This window comes from Fibrella aquatilis, assembly GCF_017353255.1.
GTDB classification, from domain to species: domain Bacteria; phylum Bacteroidota; class Bacteroidia; order Cytophagales; family Spirosomataceae; genus Fibrella; species Fibrella aquatilis.
On record NZ_JAFMYU010000004.1, the window covers coordinates 199,680 to 222,196 of the forward strand.

The 22,517-nt window shown below is 48.8% G+C and carries 24 protein-coding genes and 4 tRNA genes; all 28 read right to left on the bottom strand.

Translation table 11 applies throughout. The features are described from left to right. Positions 1 to 48: 48 nt before the first annotated feature. Positions 49 to 3,918: a DNA-directed RNA polymerase subunit beta gene (gene rpoB, locus J2I48_RS07035; RefSeq protein ID WP_207334699.1), complete on the bottom strand. Its 3,870-nt coding sequence runs from the start codon at positions 3,916 to 3,918 to the stop codon at positions 49 to 51. A gap of 219 nt (positions 3,919 to 4,137) precedes the next feature. After that, complete coding sequence (rplL, locus tag J2I48_RS07040) at positions 4,138 to 4,521, bottom strand: 50S ribosomal protein L7/L12 (protein ID WP_207334700.1); 384 nt, start codon at positions 4,519 to 4,521, stop codon at positions 4,138 to 4,140. A gap of 53 nt (positions 4,522 to 4,574) precedes the next feature. Next, positions 4,575 to 5,108: a 50S ribosomal protein L10 gene (gene rplJ / locus J2I48_RS07045; RefSeq protein ID WP_207334701.1), complete on the bottom strand. Its 534-nt coding sequence runs from the start codon at positions 5,106 to 5,108 to the stop codon at positions 4,575 to 4,577. A 2-nt stretch (positions 5,109 to 5,110) separates the two neighbouring features. Further along, positions 5,111 to 5,809, bottom strand: a complete 699-nt coding sequence (gene rplA / locus J2I48_RS07050) for a 50S ribosomal protein L1 (RefSeq protein WP_207334702.1) — start codon at positions 5,807 to 5,809, stop codon at positions 5,111 to 5,113. 29 nt (positions 5,810 to 5,838) lie between these two features. Next, positions 5,839 to 6,282, bottom strand: a complete 444-nt coding sequence (rplK, locus tag J2I48_RS07055; RefSeq protein ID WP_207334703.1) for a 50S ribosomal protein L11 — start codon at positions 6,280 to 6,282, stop codon at positions 5,839 to 5,841. 151 nt (positions 6,283 to 6,433) lie between these two features. Further along, a complete protein-coding gene (gene nusG, locus J2I48_RS07060) occupies positions 6,434 to 6,994 on the bottom strand; it encodes a transcription termination/antitermination protein NusG (protein ID WP_207334704.1) in 561 nt (186 codons plus the stop codon). An 81-nt stretch (positions 6,995 to 7,075) separates the two neighbouring features. Further along, positions 7,076 to 7,267 carry a preprotein translocase subunit SecE gene (gene secE, locus J2I48_RS07065; RefSeq protein ID WP_207334705.1) on the bottom strand — a complete coding sequence of 64 codons (192 nt, stop codon included), beginning with the start codon at positions 7,265 to 7,267 and terminating at the stop codon, positions 7,076 to 7,078. A 12-nt stretch (positions 7,268 to 7,279) separates the two neighbouring features. Then, positions 7,280 to 7,353, bottom strand: a tRNA-Trp gene (locus tag J2I48_RS07070). 194 nt (positions 7,354 to 7,547) lie between these two features. Beyond that, positions 7,548 to 8,735, bottom strand: coding sequence for an elongation factor Tu (gene tuf / locus J2I48_RS07075; RefSeq protein ID WP_207334706.1), 1,188 nt, complete (start codon positions 8,733 to 8,735; stop codon positions 7,548 to 7,550). Positions 8,736 to 8,855: 120 nt separating this feature from the next. Next, positions 8,856 to 8,927, bottom strand: a tRNA-Thr gene (locus J2I48_RS07080). Between the two features lie 19 nt (positions 8,928 to 8,946). After that, positions 8,947 to 9,022: transfer RNA gene (locus J2I48_RS07085), tRNA-Gly, on the bottom strand. A 93-nt stretch (positions 9,023 to 9,115) separates the two neighbouring features. Beyond that, positions 9,116 to 9,201, bottom strand: a tRNA-Tyr gene (locus J2I48_RS07090). A gap of 183 nt (positions 9,202 to 9,384) precedes the next feature. Continuing rightward, a complete protein-coding gene (locus J2I48_RS07095; protein ID WP_207334707.1) occupies positions 9,385 to 10,392 on the bottom strand; it encodes a porin family protein in 1,008 nt (335 codons plus the stop codon). After that, positions 10,389 to 11,273: a hypothetical protein gene (locus tag J2I48_RS07100; protein ID WP_207334708.1), complete on the bottom strand. Its 885-nt coding sequence runs from the start codon at positions 11,271 to 11,273 to the stop codon at positions 10,389 to 10,391. The genes J2I48_RS07095 and J2I48_RS07100 overlap by 4 nt, the downstream gene beginning before the upstream one ends. Continuing rightward, positions 11,251 to 11,844 carry an RNA polymerase sigma factor gene (locus J2I48_RS07105; protein ID WP_207334709.1) on the bottom strand — a complete coding sequence of 198 codons (594 nt, stop codon included), beginning with the start codon at positions 11,842 to 11,844 and terminating at the stop codon, positions 11,251 to 11,253. The genes J2I48_RS07100 and J2I48_RS07105 overlap by 23 nt, the downstream gene beginning before the upstream one ends. 106 nt (positions 11,845 to 11,950) lie before the next feature. Continuing rightward, the gene (locus J2I48_RS07110; RefSeq protein WP_229375882.1) at positions 11,951 to 12,220 is read right to left on the bottom strand and encodes a DUF983 domain-containing protein; all 270 of its coding nucleotides are present in this window, start codon (positions 12,218 to 12,220) and stop codon (positions 11,951 to 11,953) included. A gap of 58 nt (positions 12,221 to 12,278) precedes the next feature. Beyond that, positions 12,279 to 12,554: a CAMCR motif-containing small membrane protein gene (locus J2I48_RS28740; protein WP_229375889.1), complete on the bottom strand. Its 276-nt coding sequence runs from the start codon at positions 12,552 to 12,554 to the stop codon at positions 12,279 to 12,281. A gap of 16 nt (positions 12,555 to 12,570) precedes the next feature. Then, on the bottom strand, positions 12,571 to 13,116 hold the full coding sequence (locus J2I48_RS07115; protein ID WP_207334711.1) for a DUF420 domain-containing protein: 546 nt from the start codon (positions 13,114 to 13,116) through the stop codon (positions 12,571 to 12,573). Between the two features lie 4 nt (positions 13,117 to 13,120). Then, the gene (locus J2I48_RS07120) at positions 13,121 to 13,831 is read right to left on the bottom strand and encodes an SCO family protein (protein WP_207334712.1); all 711 of its coding nucleotides are present in this window, start codon (positions 13,829 to 13,831) and stop codon (positions 13,121 to 13,123) included. A gap of 6 nt (positions 13,832 to 13,837) precedes the next feature. Beyond that, positions 13,838 to 14,170 carry a cytochrome C oxidase subunit IV family protein gene (locus J2I48_RS07125; protein WP_207334713.1) on the bottom strand — a complete coding sequence of 111 codons (333 nt, stop codon included), beginning with the start codon at positions 14,168 to 14,170 and terminating at the stop codon, positions 13,838 to 13,840. Between the two features lie 13 nt (positions 14,171 to 14,183). Further along, positions 14,184 to 14,969, bottom strand: coding sequence for a cytochrome c oxidase subunit 3 (locus J2I48_RS07130; protein WP_207334714.1), 786 nt, complete (start codon positions 14,967 to 14,969; stop codon positions 14,184 to 14,186). Between the two features lie 15 nt (positions 14,970 to 14,984). Then, on the bottom strand, positions 14,985 to 15,578 hold the full coding sequence (locus J2I48_RS07135; protein WP_207334715.1) for a cytochrome c oxidase subunit 3: 594 nt from the start codon (positions 15,576 to 15,578) through the stop codon (positions 14,985 to 14,987). A gap of 1 nt (position 15,579) precedes the next feature. Continuing rightward, complete coding sequence (gene cyoE / locus J2I48_RS07140) at positions 15,580 to 16,485, bottom strand: heme o synthase (RefSeq protein WP_207334716.1); 906 nt, start codon at positions 16,483 to 16,485, stop codon at positions 15,580 to 15,582. Continuing rightward, positions 16,482 to 17,513: a COX15/CtaA family protein gene (locus J2I48_RS07145; protein ID WP_207334717.1), complete on the bottom strand. Its 1,032-nt coding sequence runs from the start codon at positions 17,511 to 17,513 to the stop codon at positions 16,482 to 16,484. Before J2I48_RS07145 ends, cyoE begins: the two co-directional genes overlap by 4 nt. Then, positions 17,488 to 19,371, bottom strand: coding sequence for a cytochrome c oxidase subunit I (locus J2I48_RS07150; RefSeq protein WP_207334718.1), 1,884 nt, complete (start codon positions 19,369 to 19,371; stop codon positions 17,488 to 17,490). The genes J2I48_RS07145 and J2I48_RS07150 overlap by 26 nt, the downstream gene beginning before the upstream one ends. Before the next feature lie 27 nt (positions 19,372 to 19,398). Next, positions 19,399 to 20,505, bottom strand: a complete 1,107-nt coding sequence (locus J2I48_RS07155) for a cytochrome c oxidase subunit II (protein WP_207334719.1) — start codon at positions 20,503 to 20,505, stop codon at positions 19,399 to 19,401. 24 nt (positions 20,506 to 20,529) lie between these two features. Next, positions 20,530 to 21,837: a quinol:cytochrome C oxidoreductase gene (locus J2I48_RS07160; protein WP_207334720.1), complete on the bottom strand. Its 1,308-nt coding sequence runs from the start codon at positions 21,835 to 21,837 to the stop codon at positions 20,530 to 20,532. A gap of 69 nt (positions 21,838 to 21,906) precedes the next feature. After that, entirely contained in the window at positions 21,907 to 22,509 is a 603-nt protein-coding gene (locus J2I48_RS07165; protein WP_207334721.1) for a c-type cytochrome, read from the bottom strand. Between the last annotated feature and the right edge of the window lie 8 nt (positions 22,510 to 22,517).

The window sequence follows — 22,517 nt, forward strand, 5'->3', positions numbered from 1 at the left end:
TTGACTGATGCGAAGCAACTTTAAACCTTAGACATTGAACATTGAACTTTACTCTAACGTAATTTCAAGCGCCAGACCACGCAACTCGTGAACGAGTACGTTGAACGACTCAGGAATATTTGGTTTCGGCATATTCTCGCCTTTCACAATGGCTTCGTATGCCTTAGCGCGGCCTACCACGTCGTCCGATTTCACAGTCAGGATTTCTTGCAGGATGTTGGCCGCCCCGAAGGCTTCCAACGCCCACACTTCCATCTCGCCAAACCGCTGACCACCAAACTGCGCTTTACCACCCAGCGGCTGCTGCGTAATGAGCGAGTAAGGTCCGATAGAACGGGCGTGCATCTTGTCGTCAACCAGGTGACCCAGTTTCAGCATGTAGATGATACCCACTGTTACTTTCTGATCGAAACGCTCACCCGACAAACCGTCGTAGAGGTATGTCCGGCCAAATTCGGGTAGACCAGCCGCCGTTAACTCATCAGACACCTGCTGCTCGGTAGCCCCATCGAAAATTGGCGTGGCGTACTTGCGGCCCAGCTTCTGACCGGCCCAGGCCAGTACGGTCTCATAAATCTGACCAAGGTTCATCCGGGATGGTACACCCAGTGGGTTCAGCACGATATCAACTGGCGTACCGTCTTCCAGGAAGGGCATGTCTTCGTCACGAACAATACGGGCAACTACACCCTTGTTACCGTGACGACCGGCCATCTTATCACCCACCTTCAGCTTACGCTTCTTGGCGATGTATACTTTGGCCAGCTTCACAATACCCGCGGGCAGTTCGTCGCCCACTTCGAGCGTAAACCGTTCCCGCTTAAACCGACCCGTGATCTCGTTGCGGCGCGTGTTGTAGTTTTTCACCAACTTCACCAGCAACTGATTCGTGTGTTCGTCTTCGGTCCAGTTATCAAGCACCAAATCCGACAGTAGGTTCACCTCTTCAGGCACCGCATAGCCACTTTCGTCGCGATACGGGTTCTTGTCGGGGAACAGGTTTTCGGTGATGTTCTTGCGCGTGAACTTGGTGCCCTTGCTGAAGATCTCGTCGCCGAAACGGTGCTTAACGCTGTTGCTGGTTTTGCCGTCAAGCAGTTCCACCAGTTTGTCAATACCCCGCGTACGGAACGTGTTTAAGTCACGGCCATACTTCTTCATCAGCACCTTCAACTCTTCTTTGTGCTTACCCCGATCTTCTTTCGAAGGGCGGGCAAACAACTTGGTGTCGATAACAACGCCTTTCAACGATGGTGGTGCCTTTTTCGAGGCATCCTTCACGTCGCCAGCCTTGTCGCCGAAGATGGCGCGGAGCAGTTTTTCTTCCGGCGTCGGGTCACTTTCTCCTTTTGGCGTAATCTTACCAATCAGGATATCGCCTTCCTTCACCTCAGTTCCCACGCGAACAATACCGTTTTCGTCGAGGTTACGAACTGTCTCTTCCGATACGTTCGGAATCTCTGAGGTCAGTTCCTCTTCGCCCCGCTTTGTGTCGCGTACTTCCAGTTCAAACTCTTCGATGTGGATCGACGTGAAAATGTCTTCGCGCACGACCCGCTCCGAGATCACAATAGCATCTTCGAAGTTGTATCCCTGCCAAGGCATAAATGCCACTTTCATGTTCCGACCCAAGGCCAGTTCACCCGTTTGCGTGGCATAGCCTTCGCAAAGCACATCGCCTTTCTTCACCTTCTGGCCTTTCAGCACAATCGGTTTCAGGTTGATGCAGGTATCCTGGTTCGTGCGGCGGAACTTGATCAGGTTGTACGTTTTGACGTCTTCGTCGAACGTGACCGAATCCGTGTCTTTGTCCAGAATGTAGCGAACCACAATCTTGGTCGAATCCACAAAGTCAATTGAGCCATCGTTTTCGGCAATCACCAGCGCACGTGAGTCAGTGGCTACCCGACCTTCCAGACCCGTGCCCACAATGGGGGCCTCAGGGCGGAGCAGGGGCACTGCTTGACGTTGCATGTTCGAACCCATCAGGGCACGGTTAGCATCATCATGCTCCAGGAACGGAATCATCGACGCGGCCACCGACACAATCTGGTTGGGGGCAATATCCATGAACGTTACGCTGGATGGCTCCGAAATGGGGAAGTCACCTTCAAAACGCGCCTTCAGCTTATCAACTTTAAAGTTGCCTTTATTGTCGAGTGCCGAACTGGCTTGGGCAATGTAGTGTGTATCTTCTTCTTCGGCCGTCAGATACATCACTGGCTTGTCGGGCACTTTACCGTTTTCAACAACCCGATAAGGCGTTTCGATAAAGCCCATGCTGTTCACTTTCGCAAACACGCACAATGATGAAATCAGACCAATGTTTGGCCCTTCAGGCGTTTCAATCGTGCACAACCGACCGTAGTGGGTGTAGTGAACGTCACGTACTTCGAAACCCGCCCGTTCCCGCGACAGACCACCCGGTCCGAGTGCCGACATGCGACGCTTGTGCGTCACTTCGGCCAGCGGGTTCGTCTGGTCCATAAACTGCGAAAGCTGGTTGGTACCAAAGAACGAGTTGATTACCGACGACAGTGTCCGGGCGTTGATCAGATCAACCGGCTTGAAATCTTCGTTATCCCGCACGTTCATCCGCTCTTTGATGGTCCGGGCCATACGAGCCAGACCAACCCCAAATTGCGCATACAACTGCTCACCCACCGTGCGCACACGACGGTTGCTCAGGTGGTCAATATCATCGACAACCGCTTTGGCGTTGATCAGACCAATCAGGTACTTCACAATCGAGACGATATCACGAGTGGTGAGTACTTTGGTATCCGAGGCTACGTCCAGACCCAGCTTTTTGTTAATCCGGTACCGGCCAACATCGCCCAAGTCATAGCGTTTGTCTGAGAAGAACAGGCTCTGTATCACTTCCCGCGCAGCCTGTTCGTCAGGTGCTTCGGTGTTCCGCAGTTGCCGGTAAATCTGCTCAACAGCCTCCTTCTCCGAATTCGAGCTATCCTTCTGGAGGGTGTTGTATATAATGTTGTAATCGGCCATGTTCATATCTTCCTTGTGCAGGATGATCGATTTCTGACCCGATTCTGTAATCGTATCAATATCACTGGCAGCCACCACCGAGTCGCGCTCCAGGAGCACTTCATTCCGGCTGATCGACACTACCTCACCGGTATCTTCGTCAACGAAATCTTCCGTCCACGTGCGCAATACCCGCGCCGCCAGCCGACGGCCAATGGCTTTCTTCAGGGTTACCGGCGTGGCAGAAATTTCTTCCGACAAACCAAACAGATCCAGAATGTCTTTGTCTGAACCAAAGCCGATAGCCCGTAACAGCGTTGTTACAGGAAACTTCTTTTTCCGGTCGATATAAGCATACATGACGTTATTCACGTCAGTAGAAAACTCAATCCAGGACCCCTTAAAGGGTATAATCCGGGCTGAGTAAAGCTTCGTACCGTTGGTATGCTTGCTCATCGAGAAAAACACACCCGGCGAACGGTGTAGTTGTGAAACAATGACCCGCTCGGCCCCGTTTATGACAAACGATGCCTTTCCGGTCATATAAGGGATGTTTCCCAAGAACACTTCCTGCTCAATCGTCTCGAAGTCTTCGTTATCCTGATCATTATTGATGAGGCGAAGTTTCGCTTTGAGCGGTACAGAATAGGTTAAGCCCCGGTCAATACATTCGTCGACCGAGTACTTTGGTGGATCTACCGAATAGTCGATAAACTCCAGAACGAAGTTTTCGCGCGAATCAGAGATAGGGAAATTTTCCTGAAACACCTTGTACAGACCTTCCTGCGAACGGCTGTCTGAAGGGGTATCAAGTTGGAAGAAGTCACGGAATGACTTAAGCTGAATATCCAAGAAATCAGGATAGTCAACTACAGGCTGAATCGTCGCAAAGTTTTTGCGAGTGTTGTTGTTTTTAGCGTTTGTAGCCAAGGCTCGTCTGCGTTTAGTTGAGCGACTGATTCCTAATCAAATAAGCCCTATTCAAAAAATAACCGAACGAATAGTGAAAAGGGCGTAAAAAAGCAACACTGTCGCCGAAAAATAAGTTTTTCGGTATGACGTATATAGATAAAAAAGTCTCCAAGCGGAAAAAGACCTGACAATTAGCCAGGCCCTTCTCTGCTTGGAGTACCAGATAAGCTAATCTGCTTATTTAACTTCTACTTCAGCACCAGCTTCTTCCAGTTGCTTACGCAGGGCTTCCGCTTCGTCTTTAGCAACACCTTCTTTTACTGGCTTCGGAGCTGTGTCAACCAGTTCTTTGGCTTCTTTCAGGCCCAGACCCGTCAGGTCTTTCACCAGTTTCACCACGGCCAGTTTGCTGGCACCTGCCGACTTTAGTACTACGTCGAATGAGGTTTTTTCAGCAGCTGCAGGAGCGGCTTCGTCGCCACCGCCACCACCGGCCATCATAACGGGTGCCGCAGCAGCAGGCTCGATGCCATACTCATCTTTCAGGATAGCAGCCAGCTCGTTTACTTCTTTAACGGTAAGGTTGACAAGCTGCTCAGCGAATGCTTTCAAATCTGCCATTTCAGTATTGAAAATTAGTTGTTACAAGATTGATTGAAAAATGAACGTCGGGCTTAGTTTTCTTCGCGCTCCGACAGCGTTTTCAGGATACCAGCCAGTTTGCTTCCGCCGCTTGTCAACGCAGATACTACGTTTTTCGCAGGTGATTGCAGCAAGCCAATGATTTCGCCAATCAACTCATTCTTGCTCTTCAGGTTGATGAGCGTATCCAGTTGGTCAGCACCAATGAACAGGCTGTAGTTAACCGAAGCGCCCTTCAGTTTCAGCTTGTCATTTGTTCTACGGAATTCTTTAATCAATTGAGCAGCGGCCTTACCGTTCTCAGGGTGAAACATCACACCAGAAAAACCGGTCAGTACTGTACCATCAAATGATGAATAATCCGTATCGTTTACTGTCTCAAGAGCCTTCCTGATAAGGGTGTTCTTAACAACCACATATTCAATACCCCGCTCAAAACATAGGCGACGGAGCTGATTGGTTTCAGCAACCGACATGCCGTTAGCATCGGTGATATAGAAATAGGGGATGGTTTGGAACTTCTGGCTCAGTTCGTCGATGATCGCGCCTTTCTCTTCCCTTGTCATAATTACAGGCCCGCAACGGTGGCTTTATCGATGTTCACACTCGGACTCATCGTGCTTGACAAATAGATTGTCTGCACGTAAGTACCTTTAGATGAAGAAGGCTTCAACCGAACTAGCGTAGCGATAACCTCCTGGGCATTCTCAACTAGTTTTTCGGGGGTGAAAGACACCTTGCCAATGCTAGTGTGAATGATACCGGTCTTGTCAACTTTGAAGTCGATTTTACCAGCTTTCACCTCTGTCACGGCTTTGCCTACTTCTGGCGTTACTGTACCCGATTTCGGGTTAGGCATCAGACCACGGGGACCAAGCACCCGACCCAAACGACCAACTTTGGCCATCACGCTAGGCATGGTAATGATCACGTCTACATCTGTCCAACCTTGCTCGATTTTCTGAATGTAGTCGTCAAGGCCAACATAGTCGGCACCCGCTTCTTTTGCTTCGTTCTCTTTGTCGGGTGTGCAAAGCACCAATACCCGAACATTCTTACCTGTACCGTGGGGCAGGGTAGCCACGCCGCGAACCATTTGGTCTGCTTTGCGTGGGTCAACGCCCAACCGCACGTCGATGTCTACAGAAGCGTCGAATTTGGTGTATGAAATCTCTTTCAAGACTTCAGCCGCCTGCTGCAACGAGTATGCTTTCGTTCCATCAAACTTCGACTGTGCTTCTTTTTGTTTTTTTGTCAACTTTGCCATGATTCGTTAAGATGCCTTCGGCAAGTTTACTAATTGTCCCAGGGGGCTGCGCCTGATACGGTGATACCCATGCTACGAGCCGTACCCGCAATCATCTTCATAGCCGACTCGACCGTGAAGCAATTCAAATCGGGCATTTTCGTCTCGGCAATTACACGTACCTGATCCCAGTTAACAGACCCTACTTTGTTCCGGTTTGGCTGAGCCGATCCACCTTTCAGTTTAGCAGCTTCCATCAGCATGATCGGAGCAGGAGGCGTCTTGATAACAAAATCAAACGACTTGTCTTTGTAGTACGTAATCAGTACTGGCAAGACTATGCCCATTTTATCCTGCGTACGGCCATTAAACTGCTTGCAGAATTCCATGATATTTAAACCCTTGGAACCCAGCGCAGGACCGATTGGAGGAGAGGGATTGGCTTGACCGCCCTTTACCTGCAACTTAACGTAGCCAGCTACTTCTTTTGCCATTGTTCGTACTTGTTTTACGACCCTTGCCCGGCATCTGTCTCAACTGTGCGTGTCATACCAACACAACCGCCGATTACCTTGCTGAAGTCACTTTTTGTGCCAGCCACGTCTGTAGGAAGCATCAGTGGCCAACGTGAGTGCTAACAGTGCGTTAGTCCTCTTTATCAACTTGTGCGTAACTCAATTCAACTGGGGTGCTACGACCAAAGATTTTAACGACCACATTCAGCTTCTTGCGATCATCAAATACTTCTTCAACCGTGCCAATGAAGCCACTAAACGGTCCGTCTACGACCTTCACTGACTCACCCCGCAGATAACCAACTACAGGGGCGGCTGCCTCCTGCGTTTCTTCATCTACTTTACCCAAAATCCGTTTCACCTCGGCCTCGCGCAGGGGCACCGGAATTTTGGAATTACCTGACCCTGTATTGCCTAAAAACCCAATCACGCCGGGCATATTGGTAATCAGTGCCAAGGCACGTGCATTACTCAAATCGGCGGAAATAAGAATATAGCCAGGGAAAAACGACTTCTCACGTACACGCTTCTTGCCATTACGCATTTCATACACCTTCTCAGAAGGAATAAGTACCTGGGTGATGACCTCAGACAGTTGTTGCCGATGGATTTCGTTGTCCAGGTAAGATTTTACTTTCTTTTCCTGACCCGAAACAGCCCGAATAACATACCAATTGATGCCTGTTGTCATCTGCGTAGTGCGGTTAAAATGCCTAACCTGTTGCCTGCACAAAAGCAAAAGATGTGCATGATCAATCTGATTGGCAGCGTATTAGAATGAGCGATAGAAGAAATTCAACGCGTTTTCAAACACGTAATCGATTAGTCCAACCAGCAAGGCAAAAATCAGAGAAGCGATCAACACCAGCGATGAGCTAGCTTGCAGATCGCTGAACTTTGGCCAGGTCACGTTATGCTGAACCTCTTCCCAGGAGTGTTTTAGGAAGGTTGTAACTTTTTCCATGTCAGTAAGGATTGGCACGGGTGGAGAGATTCGAACTCCCATCAACGGTTTTGGAGACCGCTATTCTACCCTTGAACTACACCCGTGTATGTTAGTAGAAGCAAGCAATAAGAAATGAGAAGCAAGATTTTTTGAACTGAACTATCCTGTTTCTTGTCTCCTATATCTTTTTTCCGTAATTGGCCTATTCCCGTTTTGGGACTGCAAAGATCCGAAAATCTTATCAAAAAACAAGTGCACCCCCTTTCGGAAATGCACTTGCTATTGATTTTTGACAAACTTAGTCGAGGATTTCAGTCACCTGACCGGCACCTACGGTACGGCCACCTTCGCGGATAGCGAAACGAAGACCTTTTTCCATAGCGATCTTGTTGATCAGCGTTACCTCAATAGTGATGTTATCACCGGGCATTACCATCTCAACACCGGCTGGCAGTACAATCTCACCCGTTACGTCTGTGGTACGGAAGTAGAACTGAGGACGGTACTTGTTAAAGAATGGCGTGTGACGGCCACCTTCTTCTTTCGACAGTACGTATACCTCGGCTTTGAATTTAGCGTGTGGAGTTACTGAACCTGGCTTACAAATAACCATACCACGACGGATATCGGTTTTTTCGATACCACGGAGCAGCAGACCTACGTTGTCACCGGCTTCGCCACGGTCCAGAATTTTCCGGAACATTTCAACACCCGTCACAACTGACTTCAGGTTTTCAGCACCCATACCCAGAATCTCAACAGGCTCACCTGAGTTGATCACGCCCCGCTCAATACGACCGGTGGCAACCGTACCACGACCTGTGATCGAGAACACGTCCTCCACAGGCATCAGGAACGGAAGATCCGTCTGACGGGGAGGCAGGGGAATGAATGAGTCTACTGAATCCATCAATTCTTCGATGGTAGAAACCCATTTGGCTTCGCCATTCAGGCCACCCAGTGCAGAACCTTGGATAACAGGAATGTTATCGCCGTCGAATTTGTAGAAGCTCAACAGCTCGCGGATTTCCATCTCAACGAGTTCGAGCAGTTCGGGGTCATCTACCATGTCAACTTTGTTCATGAAGACAACCAGTTGGGGTACACCTACCTGACGAGCCAGCAGAATGTGCTCACGCGTTTGGGGCATTGGACCGTCGGTGGCAGCAACTACTAGGATGGCACCGTCCATTTGCGCGGCACCCGTTACCATGTTCTTCACATAGTCGGCGTGGCCTGGGCAATCAACGTGTGCATAGTGACGATTTTCCGTTGCATATTCCACGTGTGAGGTGTTGATCGTGATACCACGCTCTTTTTCCTCAGGGGCATTGTCAATAGACGAGAAGTCACGCATAGCAGCAAGTCCCTTGCCGGCGAGTACTTTCGTAATGGCTGCCGTCAGCGTCGTTTTGCCGTGGTCAACGTGACCAATCGTACCGATGTTGACGTGCGGTTTCGAGCGGTCAAAATTCTCTTTTGCCATGTCTTAAAAACGCTTTAGTTAACTATAGTTAGTGTTAGTTGATTTGCCCTTACGCAAAAGGTGCCCAAACAGAGCACCTCCTAAAAAGCCACCTCAACAGAGCAACATTTGGCAGCTTAGAGCCTTCTATCGGATTTGAACCGACGACCTCTTCCTTACCAAGGAAGTGCTCTACCACTGAGCTAAGAAGGCAGGTAATAAGTTAACAACGTGGAGCGGGAGACGAGGTTCGAACTCGCGACCTATAGCTTGGAAGGCTATCGCTCTACCAACTGAGCTACTCCCGCAATCACTCAGCTTTCAGTTAGAAAGTTTTTGGTTCTCGGTTGTAAACGAATGCTTACACTGAAAACTGTAAACCACAAAACTGAAAACTGTTTTGGTGGGGAGTGGAGGATTCGAACCTCCGAAGGCGTACGCCAGCAGATTTACAGTCTGATCCATTTGGCCACTCTGGAAACTCCCCAAAAAACACTTGCAAAGAACATTTTCCGCCCCGTATCTCAGTTTGGAGTTGCAAAATTACGCCGTTTTTGTCCGTTGTCAACAGGGGGACCAAAAAATTCTTTTCGATTTCAACAAAAGAGGCCCCTTTGGTGTAGTAGGGGCCTCTTCGGGTTATACTTGTATTTACCTTACAAGCTTGTAGTCAGATCGTGATGCCAAAACTTAGCGGGCGCACAGCTGGGCCGCGACCATCCTGAAAACTGTTGTTAAGATTGTATTTGACAAAGAAATTGAGGTTAGCAATGCCAATGTTGCCTTGCAGGCCATACTGAAGGTTGTTCAGGTAGAAGCTGTTGTGGTCGTGAAACTTGTCGCCATTGTCTAGCTTGATCTTCGTATAACTGTCGAGACGGTAGCCTACGAACCCACCAAAACCGATGTTGAATGCCCGCTTGCGGCTGTTATTATATACCGAGAATTGAGGAACAAAAGGCAATTCGAGGTTGCAGACAGTTAGTTTACTTTTCGTTAAGTGGCTGGGGTAGGTGGCAAATGCAACAACATCGGGGCCACGCTCAACTTTGACGTTCTCCTGGAACATGAAATTGTTCCAGGCTATCTGCAAGCCATAGCGGATGCTTATTTTCAGTTTGCTATTCCGCACAATAGCTGGGTTCTGCGTGAAACTAAGCGCGGCATATCGCGACCCTAGTGGGTCAAGTTCATAAGAAGCGCCATTGTATCTTGGGGTAGACGTGGCACCAGTCCATGTGTTCAGTCCGAAATGGAAGTCGGTGCTTACCCGCCAGTTGTTGCTAGAGTAATTCCTGTTTCTTCGGGTTTTCCGGTCACTGGGCTGGTTGCTATAGCTGTTGGTGTTGTCTGACGACTCACCTGTTTTAACCGTTACCGTTACGTTACCGTCTGTTTTTTCCACCACGATCAGCGTGTCGCGGAGGTAACGCTTACCGTTCTGTTCGTTTACAGCATAGACCTGACCCTCTGGCACCGAATCGAGCTTAGAGACCATATCGTTAACGATTCGGTTCAGGTCATACTTCGTAATTTCTTTTAACTGTCCTTTCGTTGGTGCATAGATGGCCACGCGGGATGCTTTACCAAACCGAATGATGAGCGAATCGGCAGGATTTATAGCGGCCGTGGCTACATGAGCACACAGCAGGCTGGTGAGGATAGTGAGCATTTTCATTGGTCAGCGGTGTTATCATTCTTAAGACTTTCTTTCATGCCTTCGAATACACGGCCAAAACGGCTGCGTGCGTCTGAATGGCGTTTTACAGGTGTAGCGCGGGCCAGGGCATCACCATTTTTCAATTGCTTCACTTTGGCAAACAGGCCAGCCAGGCTACCCGTCTGTGCAGGCGACATTGATGCGACCTTTGTAGGCTGCATATCTGGCGCGCTCTCAGCAGATTCTGGTTCATCGATGGTTAGCACAACTACCCGTTGCTGGTCTGCCAGATGCGTGCTCACAGAAACTGTCTGTGGTACTTCCTGAACAGGATGGGCCAATTTGCTAGTGGCGACTGTAGCTAATGCCTCAACTTTTATCGCTGTCGGTTCAGGTGTAATAGAAGAAATAGCTACCTGTTCATCAACCCTGGTGGCGGTCCTCGGTGTGGCAGATTGGGTTGCATTTTTAGCTATTACTGCCTTTTCGGCAACCTCCGGCATTGGCACACGTTGTTTATTCGTTATGACCACCGTCCCTCTTTCCTCTTCTAGTATCTGCTGTTTTCGGCCCGGTTTGGCACCCTCTCCTACCTTGGCAATAAGCGGTACAGGCACCTCTGTATGGTTGGGTGCGGCGGTTAGCTTTTTAGTCTGTGCGGTGAGTGAGGTTGACTCTGCCGATTTGATCGAACGATTGTTTTGGTAAGAGAACAGGGCAACCAAGATCAGACTGGCTGCGGCTACCCCATACCACCACACAGCCACTCGCCGTCTTTGAGTAGGCAACGGGACACTATTCAGCCGGCTTTGCAGTCGGCTCAAGGCATCAGGGCTGGGAGGTAGTTCAGCCTCACGCAGCTTCCGGGCAAAAAGATCATCTATTGGCTGCTTTTCCATATTGGTTTGCTGGCTTATGTCCTGTTTCCATGCTACGGACTTTCTGTTGTAGTAAAGCCCGGGCACGTGATAATTGTGATTTTGAAGTGCCTTCACTAATGCCCGTCAGTTCGGCAATTTCGGCGTGATTATATCCTTCAATGGCATAGAGGTTGAACACGGTACGGTAGCCGTCGGGTAGCTGTGCCACGAGCCGGATCAGGTCTTCGCTTTGCAGGTTGGCATCGGCCCATTCGTAGTCAGGTTCGACGGTGATGGTGTCGAGCGGAAGCTCTTGGCGCCAGGCTTTATTCTTTCGGAGGTACATCAGTGATTCCGTGACCATTACCCGACGAACCCAACCTTCAAAACTACCATCGCCCCTGAACTGATCGATTCGATTAAAGACCCGCATAAATCCATCAATCAACACTTCTTCGGCATCATCGCGATTGCCCACATAGCGCATACAGACAGCCATCATTTTGCCGCCAAACCGCTCATAGACCACCCGCTGGGCACGGGCCTCCTGCTGTTGCAGGGCAGCAACCAGTCGGCTTTCCGTGAGGTAGTATGGTAGAGTTATGGCCATATGGCTAAGCATTTGCCCTGAAGATGCAGCTACTTTGCTTCCGGGTTGCACGGCACAAAAAAAATCCTGACCGTAGGTCAGGATTTCCAATAAGCTTAAAGGGCTATCAGAGCGCCGGATCGTAACGTATACCTGCTACGTAATGCAGCCAGATAACGCGCGACAGCCGGAAGTTGATAGTTGAAATTACCACCACACCTACCGACACAATCAGGGCATACACCCAACCGGGTGGATTATTGAATCCATAGAAGAGTAGAAAGCCTAGGATCAGCGCAAGGCCACCTGAAAAGGCATAGCTGACGTACATGGCTCCGATGAAATAACCTGGTTCAACCTCGAATCGGAGTCCGCAGTGCGGGCAGAATTCGTTCATTTCCCCAAACCCAATTGGGTTGTAGAGGGCGGTTTTAAATATTTTACCCTGCCTGCATCTAGGACATAGCCCGGCGGACACGGCTTGAAATTTTGAGACGTTGGCCATGTTCTTTTTTACTGGTACGATACCACAAATAGCTGACCGTAGCTACGATCAGGTAGGGGGCGGCCAACAAATAAAGGATACCCAAATTGAGGTTCGATGCTACCACACTACGCCCGTTACTAACGGTACTTTCAATTACCCCACGACACATGGCGCATTGCGCAAACAAATCAGGACCAGCGAAGAGAATCAATCCCAGTACCACTAGCCAACTCCACTTTTTCATAGCTTGTTGTCATTAATTAGTGATTGTAATAGGGCCTAATCATCAGGTAGACGATTACCCCAGTCGTACTCACATATAACCAAATGGGCAAGGCCCATCGCGTCATCTGCTTGTGCTGTACAAACTGCTTCGTGAGCGCGAAATACACCGCCCGCAACACAAACCAGAGGACAACAACTGAAAGAGAGATGTGAGAGATGAGCAGGAAATAATACACAGGCCGAATCCACCCCTGACCACCAAACGTGGTAGATGGGTTAGAGATGTGATACAAGACATAACCAACCAGAAAAAAGGCACCCAACGTAAAAGCGGCCAGCATCGTAAGGCGGTGGGCAGCTACATTTTTTTGCCGGATGAAGTAATAACCAACTACCAGCAGCACCGACGTGATCGAATTAATCACACCGTTGATATGGGGCAAATACGTCGTCCAGCTACCCAGATCGAATTTTTGCCGGATACCCAACATAAGCGCCACTACAACCGGTACGGCGATAGAAACGGTATTGATGAACCGGTTGGCATTGCGTTCACTCTTCACTAACTCGACAGTTTCCATGAGGTCAAGCTTGTTTCCTATAACCATCAATCAGTACCCTGATTTCCAGTATCAAGCGTTCGATATCTTTCTTGTCGGTACCATCGTAAAAACCACGAATAACACCCTCCTTATCTACTAAAACTAACTTTTCGCTGTGGATAAAAGTTTCGTCGGGCGACCCGTAGCTCACCCCATGATCGACCACCGGCAGGAAGTAGCCGTGCTGCCCCAGGTTATAAATCTGGGCCTTGTCGCCCGTCAGGAAATACCACTTTCCGGGCAGGGCGTGCATCTTCTTCGCGTAGGCAGTCAGCTCGGCCGTCTTGTCATTAACGGGATCAACGCTGAAGGACAGAAACACCAGATCCTGCCTATCTTTAAAGATATCCTGCACCCGAGACAGGTTGGTGTTCATTTTTGGGCAGATGGTGCCACAGCGCGTGAAGAAGAAATTGGCTACGTGAATTTTCCCTTTTCGCAGTGCCCCGGTAGCGGGTTTGCCATCTTGATCGGTTAGCGTGAAGTCCGGTACTTTTCGGAATAAGGTATCGGTATGCTCACCAAATTGATCAGTGACCTTCTGCATGACCGGCTCATTGGTGGTTGAGTCAATGACGGGTATGAACCGGGGCAGGGTGTAATAATTGGTCGTACCAAACCTGTAGATTATGTACGACAAAGCCGGGACCATCAACACGAAGAAGAGGATCCCGGCCTTTCGGAATGAAGCCATAGTTGCTTACCTGGTCATAAAGATGGAACCGCCTTCATACATCAAGGCTAACAAAAGCCACATTACAAAAATGACGGGTAACATGATAAACCAGATCAGGCTTTTCACTTCGTGCTTTAGGTGCATAAACTCACCCACGATGTAAAACGCCTTAATGATTGTCATGCCTACGAAAATGGAGACCCGCAGATAACCAGCTTTCATGGTAAAAGCAATCAAAAACTCAAAGGCAGTAATAACGCATAAGATCAGGAACGTACGCCAGATGATCTTTGTGTTGGCAGGTGGTGGCGCAACGTCGGTGCCGCCGTGATTATCAGTGTATGGTGTATTGGCCATGACGACAAAAAAATTAAACCAGGTAGAAGAAGGTAAATACGAAGACCCAGACAAGATCTACAAAGTGCCAGTAGAGCCCTACTTTCTCCACCATTTCGTAGCTACCCCGACGGTCATACATACCCGTAGACGACCGGTAGAAAATCAGGATATTTAGCAGTACACCAGAGAAAACGTGCGTACCGTGGAACCCGGTGATGAAGAAAAACAAATCGGCGAAGGCAGGTGGGCCATACTGATTTTCGGCCAGGTTAGCCCCAAAGATGGTATGCTGTGTCCACTGACCCGCTACCAGTTCCCTGATGGTGCTACCCTCTTCCGTACCGTGGATAAAGTGTGACCACTCCCAAGCCTGACTGCTCAGAAAAGCAAAACCACCTAGGATTGTCCAGAGCATGTATTTCTCTACATCCTGCCGGTCGCGCCGGTGGCCTGCCTCAACAGCAAGTACCATCGTTACCGATGAGAAGATCAGGATAAAGGTCATCAGGCCCACGAAAATCAGAGGAGCGTTCAGGCCATGCAGAAACGGCAGTGCGTTGAATACATGGTCAGGCACGGGCCAATAGGTATTTGAGAAATGGAACGGAACGCCGTGAATTTCGGGCGAATAAGCTGGCCAGCTATACCGAATTAGGCCATAGGTAACCAATAAAGCCGAGAAGGTGAAGGTATCTGATATGAGGAAGAACCACATCATCAGCTTACCGTAGCTGGCGTTCATTGGTTCAACGCCGCCCATCCACGCCTTCTTGTCAAATACTACTGACTCGTCAGTTGTTGCTGCTGTAGCCGCCATGCGATTTTAAACGTATTAATGGAAATAAAGTAAAAAGAAAAACAAGTAAAGCCAGAGTATATCCAGAAAATGCCAGTAAACGGTCGCAATGTGTATCTGATCGAGCGACTTGGCATGTATCCTCAACCGAAACGCAGCCACCAACGCAAAGACCAGCACAATCAGTCCCGATATCAGGTGAAACGCGTGCATTCCTGTAAACACATAGATGAACGAGCCAGCGGGGTTGCCAACGAAATACACATCGCTTTTCACCAGTTCGACCCATCCCTGGAACTGCATGTACAGGAATATCATTCCGAGCACAAAAGTAACAGTAATCGCTATCCTGAGGGCATTGAAATTGTCTTTTTTGGCGGCCAGATAGGCCCAGTGCATCGTTATACTGCTCACAATAAGCACCCCTGTGCTGTAGGCAAACACAGGCGGCATGACAAAATCAAGCCAGTTGCCCTCTGCCCTACGCACCAGATAAGCACTAGTAAAGGAGGCAAATAACATCAGTATGCTCACGATGAATAACCACAGAATAAACCGTTTAGGGTTCACCGAGAGGGTTTCTTCCGGCTCTTCTTCGAGCCATTTTATTTCTTCTGTTTCCTCTTTCATGTCAGATGCGATCTAGAACAAACGCAATTTGAACAATCGGTAAATAAGCAAATGCTGAAAACATGAGGCGCTTAGCTGTTGCCACGGTTGGGCTACGCACTAGTGCCACGTTAAATACAATGAGCACCACAGCCATCACTACAGCTATTAGTGTTGACACTAACCCCACGTAGCCCATCAGATAAGGCACAATAGCCAGCGGTACCAGCCAGATAGTAAACAACAAAATAATAGTAGCCGTGCGGCTAGAGGGTGGCCTTTTCAAGGGTAGCAATTTGAAGCCTGCTTTTGCATAATCCTGGTCTAGTACCCAAGCCACAGCCCAAAAGTGCGTGAACTGCCAGACAAACTGGAGTGCAAACAACCACCACGCCTCGCCATTGACGGTGCCAGTGGCGGCTATCCAGCCAATGAGTGGCGGCAAACCGCCGGGTATAGCCCCTACGTATACGGCAATTGATCCTACACGTTTCAATGGTGTGTAAACAAAGCCGTAGAGCAAAAAAGAGACGAACGAGACACCAGCCGTAAGTGGATTGAAGCTATTGGTCTGGATGAATAAACCAAGAAAGAGTGTTACCGCTACAAAGATCAAGGCCTTTTGCTTGCTCAACCGGCCCGATGGCAAAGGGCGATCTCCAGTGCGTTGCATCAGCCGGTCAAATTCTACTTCAAGCACCTGATTAACCGCATTAGCTGCACCTGTAACTAGTAAACCACTAATACTGAACAAAGCCATCGCCCAAAGCGAATAAGGTCTTTCGGCAGCCATCATGTAGCCCAGTACGCCTGAAAACGCAACCAGGAACGAGAGCCGGAACTTGAGTAGTTCAAAATAGGTATACCACCAAGGTTTACGCACAGGCTTTGGGCGTTGCTCGGTAGCTACTTCCACAGGTGTGCTCATAACATTGGGGTATCTGCACGTTGTATCGTGCTACTGTTTTTGGGCAGGACGGGCAATAGCCGGTCAGCGTATAAAAACAGGATGATAATGAATTGTAACCCAAGGACCGTAACCGCCAGCGTCAGATGAACAGGCTGTGCCCATCCGGGAATGGCAAAGTAGCCCATTATGGCTCCGGTTAGTATCTCCATCAAAACGAGAGAGACAATGGCCAGTGACAGTATATAGGTGATGTCTCGCTGCTTTGCCTCCTTACGAAAAGGAAGAATCCAGGCCAGTTGGCTTGCTAGCACTACCAAGGAAAGCGAACGGTGCACGTAGAACCGTACGCCAAGCTCATCGATCCAGCGATAGCGCTGCTGCTGCCCAAACTGATTGGCTACTTCGTCGACCATTTCGCGCACCTGCGTACCAAGCAACAGTTGAAACAGCAACAGTCCTGTACTAATCCAAAGCCATCGATAGACGGTGGGCTTCGCCGTTACAGGCACTACTGATTTCACATGAGCCTGACTCCGTGCTGCAACGTATAGCAACACCCCAACAATGATGAGGGCTAACAGCATATGCAGCGTAATAAGCCAGCCAGACAATACACTTGCCACAACTTTCGCACCCAACCAGCCCTGAAAACCAACTAACAGGAAAGCCAAAAAACTAAAGCCTACAATGGGGCGATCCCGCCGCCAGTAGGCTTTAATTGAGGCTGCAAAAGTGAGAAAGATAAATAGGCCTATCAGAGCACCCAACAATCGGTTCAGATACTCAATCCAAGTCTTAGTGGCGTTGAACTGAACGTCTTTATAACCTCTGTGAGCGTAGATCTGCTGGTAATTGGCTGGCAACTCTGACACGTCCGTAGGCGGTACCCATTGCCCAAAACATTTAGGCCAGTCAGGGCAACCCATTCCAGATCCTGTGCTCCTAACTACTCCGCCGACGAGTATTAATAAAAAAACCGACAGAACAGTTAGGAGCGCCAGACGCCTAAACGAACGCTCATTAATGAGGTTGCTTAAACTGGTCATTATAGTTTTGTGCTTCAATCGCTTTTTCCAGCGAAATCAACTCATTCTCATGCGGAAGGTTTGATTCTGGCGTAGCCGAGTAGGGCACGTTTTGCGGAATGAAATCGTCTTTTGCACCTGGCTTGCTGTAATCATAGGGCCAACGATACACCGCTGGAATCTCGCCAGGCCAGTTACCATGCCCAGGTACAATTGGCGTGGTCCACTCCAGCGTGTTCGACTGCCAGGGGTTCTGCGTTGCTTTTTTACCCTTGATCAAGCTATACACAAAGTTGTATAGGAACAGGAATTGCGCTGAGAACGTGACAATGGCCATTACGCTGATGAAGGCGTTCATATCGTGGAAGATATTCTTCGTAAAGTCGTTCGCGCTGAACGCGTAGTAACGCCGTGGGAAACCAGCAATACCGATATAGTGCATTGGGAAGAAGATGCAATAGATACCGATGAATGTGAGCCAGAAGTGTATATAGCCCAGTTTCTCGTTCATCATGCGACCAAACATCTTGGGGAACCAGTGATACACACCAGCCAGCAAACCAAACGCTGACGAAGCACCCATTACCAAGTGAAAGTGAGCAACTACGAAGTAGGTATCGTGTAGTTGAATATCCAGTGCCGAGTTGCCAAGAATGAGACCCGTAACACCACCCGATATGAAGAACGACACTAAACCAATAGAGAACAACATGGCTGGTGTAAACCGGATGTTACCGCGCCACAGCGTAGTGATGTAGTTGAACGCCTTTACCGCTGAAGGTACCGCAATAATGAGCGTCAGAAACATGAACACAGACCCAAGGAATGGGTTCATACCCGTCACAAACATATGGTGCGCCCACACGATGAAAGCCAGAAAGGCAATACCCATCATAGACGCAATCATAGCCCGGTAGCCAAAGATTGGCTTACGCGAGTTTGTAGCGATGATCTCTGACGTGATACCCAACGCAGGCAGCATCACGATATATACCTCTGGGTGACCTAAGAACCAGAACAAGTGCTGAAACAGAATAGGGCTACCACCAACGTTCGGTAGGGCTTCGCCAGCAATGTATATCTCTGAGAGGAAGAAGCTCGTACCAAAACTACGGTCGAAGATCAAAAGCAATGCCGCTGACAACAAAACCGGGAACGAAATCAGGCCAAGGATGGCCGTTAGGAAAAACGCCCAGATAGTCAGTGGCAACTTGCTGAACGACATGCCCCGGGTACGTAGGTTAATTACTGTGGTGATATAGTTAATACCACCCAGTAGTTGCGACACAATGAACAGTGCCATGCTGCTCAACCACAGCGTCATACCTAACTCAGAACCCATGTGAGCTTGTGGCAGTGCACTCAACGGTGGGTACACTACCCAACCACCAGCCGCTGGCCCTGTTTCCAAAAACAACGAGACAAACATGAGCATACTGGCCAGGAAGAAAAACCAATACGACAGCATGTTCAGAAACCCAGATGCCATATCACGGGCACCAACCTGTAGGGGAATCAAGAAGTTACTAAATGTACCACTCAAACCGGCTGTCAACACAAAAAATACCATGATGGTACCGTGCATAGTGACAAGAGCCAGATAGAAGTTAGGATCTAGTTTACCACTCTCGTCAATCCAATTGCCAATAATCGGACGTAGAAACTCCAGCTTCATTTGGGGGAAACCCAGTTGAAGACGGAACATCACCGAGAAGGAGATACCAATGATTGCCCAGACAATACCTGATATCAAGTATTGCTTGGCGATAGTTTTATGATCTTCCGCGAAAATGTATTTTCGCCAAAAGCTCAATTCTTCATGATGGTCATGCTCGGCGTCATGAACCGATAGAGTCGAGACAGCGCTTTCAGTTGCCATAGTTAGTTGTTGTTGTCGATTGGAATATTAACGCAGAGAAGCATTTCCTGAAGCAGCTACACCACCTGCCGATGCCGTAGCGGTGCTATCTGCACTGGGCAAATACTTGGCCGCCTTGGCTTTCAGGTTGGCAGGAATGCGTGAAGCATATTCAGGGAAAGAAGTCAGCAGAGGCTTTTGTTCAGCACACCACTTTTTCCAAGAATCTTCGTCTTCAACAACCAGGTTCAAACGCATGGCAAAGTGGTTGCGACCACACACTTCCGTACAGGCAATCTCATATTTGAAATTCTGATTACCAGTCTCGTTGCGCATCTGTTCGGTGGTCTTCTCTGGCTTGAACCAAAACCGCGTCGGCATACCTGGCACTGCGTCCATCTTCACCCGCATGTGGGGAATAAACACACTGTGAAGCACATCACGCGCACGAATACGGATCAGCACAGGCTTACCCACCGGAATATGCAATTCGGTGGTATTCGTGAAGTCATCAAACGCGTTTTCGTCCGAGAAGTCAATACCTGTGTCGTTATTGTTATCAATCAGTTTGTAATTGTAATTGCCAAGCTTGTTATTATCAACGCCGGGGTAGCGGGCAATCCAGTTAAACTGCTTACCAATTAGCTCTACTTCTTGCGCACCAGCGGGGGCCTCCGACATGATGTCACGCCACGCCTGCCAGCCGGTAAACACCATCAGCGCCATAACGATGGCGGGCGTAACCGTCCAGTACAGCTCCAGCTTGTGGTTTTCAGGATAATACGTTGCCCGCTTACCATTTTTGTACTGGTATTTAAATGCGAAATAAAACAGAAAGATATTGGTCAGCAGAGCCGAGCCGGTCACAATTGCCATCGACACCCAGAAGAGCGTGTCAGTGCGACGACCGTGTTCTGAAGATGCTTGTGGCAAAAAATATTGGGTCGAGTGAATAAACGACCATGTTGCCGCCACAACGCCCAAAATCAGGAACACCATAAACATGGCTCCGTTGATTTTGTTGCTGGTGCTGCCATACTGCTCTTCACCCTCCTGAGGGTTGCTTACCCCTTTCATTACATTGGTCAGCCGACCAAATACCATGAAGGCAAGCGCTAGAAAAACAATCGAGAGAAGTCCTACGATGTATACCATGTGATAACGTGCTTTAGATAAAGTCTAAATGTCGTGATGCAATGCTTCTTCAAGCAGCGGATGATTTTTTGCAATCAAATTTGCTTTGGTCAACTGTGTCGATACAGACCAGATAAATGCACAGGCAAAAATCAAGATCATACCAAACTCAATCGGGCCAAATCCACCATGCTCGCCAACGGTTCCGGGCATAATGTTCGTGTAGAAATCGAAGTAGTGACCTACAAGAACACCCCAGCAAGCGACCTTCAAAATAAGGTTTGTGCGTTTCGCATCCCTTGTCATGAGAACGAGGAATGGAAAGACAAAGTTTAGGAACAGGTTGACAAAGAAAGGGGCCAAATAAATGCCGCCATACCCGCTGAATCGCTGACGATAGTAAATAGTCTCTTCTGGCAAGTTGGCGTAATAGATCAGCATAAATTGAGCGAACCACACGTAGGTCCAGAAAATGCTGAACGCAAAGACGAACTTACCCAGATCATGCAGATGACTCTCATTTACCGCTTTGAGATAACCCTGTTCCTTTAGCATCACCACCACCAAGGTCATCGTTGCCAAACCTGCTACATGCCAGCTTGCCAGGGTATACCACCCAAACATCGTGCTGAACCAGTGCGTATCGATTGACATGATCAGGTCCCAGGCAGCCGTTGATGAGGTTACAGCAAAAACAACCAGAAATACCACACCAAACTTCATGCTCTTGTAGTAATACTCCGTTCCTCCATTTAAGTCTTCCTGCAACGAATAGTTACGCAGAATACGCCATAGGAAATACCAGGAAACAAAGTAGAAAACCAGTCGTCCCAGGAAGAACGGTGTATTTAAGAAGCCACGCTTACCAGCAATAATTGCATCATAGCTCTCACCGCCTTTTTCATATAGCTCAGCATGTGTCCAGTGAAAAAGATCATGCCCAGCAATGAAGAAAGTAGCCAGCATGATGACGCCTGTCACTGGCAAGAAAGCAGGCATAGCTTCTGGCACACGTTTGATAACTGATGACCAACCCGCCTGTGCCAAATAATTATAGGACAGGAAGAACATACCTGCCACGGCTATACCGGTGAAGTAAACACTGTTTACCCATACGTTGGCCCAGAAACGTGTCATCCAGGTGTAATGGCCGTGAGCGCCTTCATGTCCTTCGCTAAGACCGTGACCCTGTACGGCTTCATGGGCGTGTTCACCTACGCCCGATGCAAGTAAAAATGATCCAATTGCGACCAAAGCGACGCCAACAACGCCTCCGATAATCAACCGCCGCTTTGCATCAGCTGTGAATTCGTATTGTTCGTCTAGAGAAGGTATCGCGTGTACTGATGCCATTACCGACAATTTTAACTGTTAAAAAAAGCCCCAACATGCATGAACAGATTGAGGCTGTTTATCTAAATCTTATCCTTGTTGAAGCTTGTGTACGTAGAGCACAATCTTCCACCGTTCTTCGGGAGTCATCTGTGAGCCGTGCGGCCACATACGGCCTTTACCATGTGTGATGACGTGGAAAATGTGGCCATCATTCATCGTTTTGTAATCGCCAACCGAGTAATTAGGCACACCCGCATACTCTTTACCAACTAGCCCATCACCTTTGCCATTCTCACCGTGGCAGTGAATGCAGAACCGGCCATAAAGAATTTTGCCTTCATCGAGATTGGCTGCGTTGGATGCAATGGGATTCACTAAGGTGCGCTCAGCAATGGCAATGCTATCCTTAGGAATGTTATAGATCATCAGATCTTTGGTGGTACTATCTCCTTTGCCAAAGCTAGTGTGATAGTTTGGCCGGGCCACTGTTCCACGAGCCGGATCACGCATATTCAACCCGTAGGGGTTAATCGTATTTGCCTTTACCTGCCTATATGGCTCATAACCAACAGCATCATACATCTGAGGCGCATATTGCGTCCCTGTATCGTTGTGGTCATCTCCACATGAGCTAAGCAACAGTGTACCAAATGTACCTACTGCCAAAAGAGCTATGTGATTAAACTTCATGGTCTGTG

What these genes read in the sequence shown, in the direction of transcription:
- J2I48_RS07130 (WP_207334714.1), bottom strand. Translation starts at nt 14,969, where the DNA reads ATGGCGGCTACAGCAGCAACAACTGACGAGTCAGTAGTATTTGACAAG.
- J2I48_RS07095 (WP_207334707.1), bottom strand. Translation starts at nt 10,392, where the DNA reads ATGAAAATGCTCACTATCCTCACCAGCCTGCTGTGTGCTCATGTAGCC.
- rplK (WP_207334703.1), bottom strand. Translation starts at nt 6,282, where the DNA reads ATGGCAAAAGAAGTAGCTGGCTACGTTAAGTTGCAGGTAAAGGGCGGT.
- rplJ (WP_207334701.1), bottom strand. Translation starts at nt 5,108, where the DNA reads ATGACAAGGGAAGAGAAAGGCGCGATCATCGACGAACTGAGCCAGAAG.
- secE (WP_207334705.1), bottom strand. Translation starts at nt 7,267, where the DNA reads ATGGAAAAAGTTACAACCTTCCTAAAACACTCCTGGGAAGAGGTTCAG.
- J2I48_RS07115 (WP_207334711.1), bottom strand. Translation starts at nt 13,116, where the DNA reads ATGGAAACTGTCGAGTTAGTGAAGAGTGAACGCAATGCCAACCGGTTC.
- J2I48_RS07155 (WP_207334719.1), bottom strand. Translation starts at nt 20,505, where the DNA reads ATGGTATACATCGTAGGACTTCTCTCGATTGTTTTTCTAGCGCTTGCC.
- nusG (WP_207334704.1), bottom strand. Translation starts at nt 6,994, where the DNA reads ATGACAACAGGCATCAATTGGTATGTTATTCGGGCTGTTTCGGGTCAG.
- J2I48_RS07125 (WP_207334713.1), bottom strand. Translation starts at nt 14,170, where the DNA reads ATGGCCAATACACCATACACTGATAATCACGGCGGCACCGACGTTGCG.
- rplA (WP_207334702.1), bottom strand. Translation starts at nt 5,809, where the DNA reads ATGGCAAAGTTGACAAAAAAACAAAAAGAAGCACAGTCGAAGTTTGAT.
- J2I48_RS07160 (WP_207334720.1), bottom strand. Translation starts at nt 21,837, where the DNA reads ATGGCATCAGTACACGCGATACCTTCTCTAGACGAACAATACGAATTC.
- J2I48_RS07150 (WP_207334718.1), bottom strand. Translation starts at nt 19,371, where the DNA reads ATGGCAACTGAAAGCGCTGTCTCGACTCTATCGGTTCATGACGCCGAG.
- J2I48_RS07135 (WP_207334715.1), bottom strand. Translation starts at nt 15,578, where the DNA reads ATGAAAGAGGAAACAGAAGAAATAAAATGGCTCGAAGAAGAGCCGGAA.
- J2I48_RS07100 (WP_207334708.1), bottom strand. Translation starts at nt 11,273, where the DNA reads ATGGAAAAGCAGCCAATAGATGATCTTTTTGCCCGGAAGCTGCGTGAG.
- tuf (WP_207334706.1), bottom strand. Translation starts at nt 8,735, where the DNA reads ATGGCAAAAGAGAATTTTGACCGCTCGAAACCGCACGTCAACATCGGT.
- J2I48_RS07105 (WP_207334709.1), bottom strand. Translation starts at nt 11,844, where the DNA reads ATGGCCATAACTCTACCATACTACCTCACGGAAAGCCGACTGGTTGCT.
- J2I48_RS07145 (WP_207334717.1), bottom strand. Translation starts at nt 17,513, where the DNA reads ATGACCAGTTTAAGCAACCTCATTAATGAGCGTTCGTTTAGGCGTCTG.
- J2I48_RS07165 (WP_207334721.1), bottom strand. Translation starts at nt 22,509, where the DNA reads ATGAAGTTTAATCACATAGCTCTTTTGGCAGTAGGTACATTTGGTACA.
- cyoE (WP_207334716.1), bottom strand. Translation starts at nt 16,485, where the DNA reads ATGAGCACACCTGTGGAAGTAGCTACCGAGCAACGCCCAAAGCCTGTG.
- J2I48_RS07120 (WP_207334712.1), bottom strand. Translation starts at nt 13,831, where the DNA reads ATGGCTTCATTCCGAAAGGCCGGGATCCTCTTCTTCGTGTTGATGGTC.
- rplL (WP_207334700.1), bottom strand. Translation starts at nt 4,521, where the DNA reads ATGGCAGATTTGAAAGCATTCGCTGAGCAGCTTGTCAACCTTACCGTT.
- J2I48_RS07110 (WP_229375882.1), bottom strand. Translation starts at nt 12,220, where the DNA reads ATGAACGAATTCTGCCCGCACTGCGGACTCCGATTCGAGGTTGAACCA.
- J2I48_RS28740 (WP_229375889.1), bottom strand. Translation starts at nt 12,554, where the DNA reads ATGAAAAAGTGGAGTTGGCTAGTGGTACTGGGATTGATTCTCTTCGCT.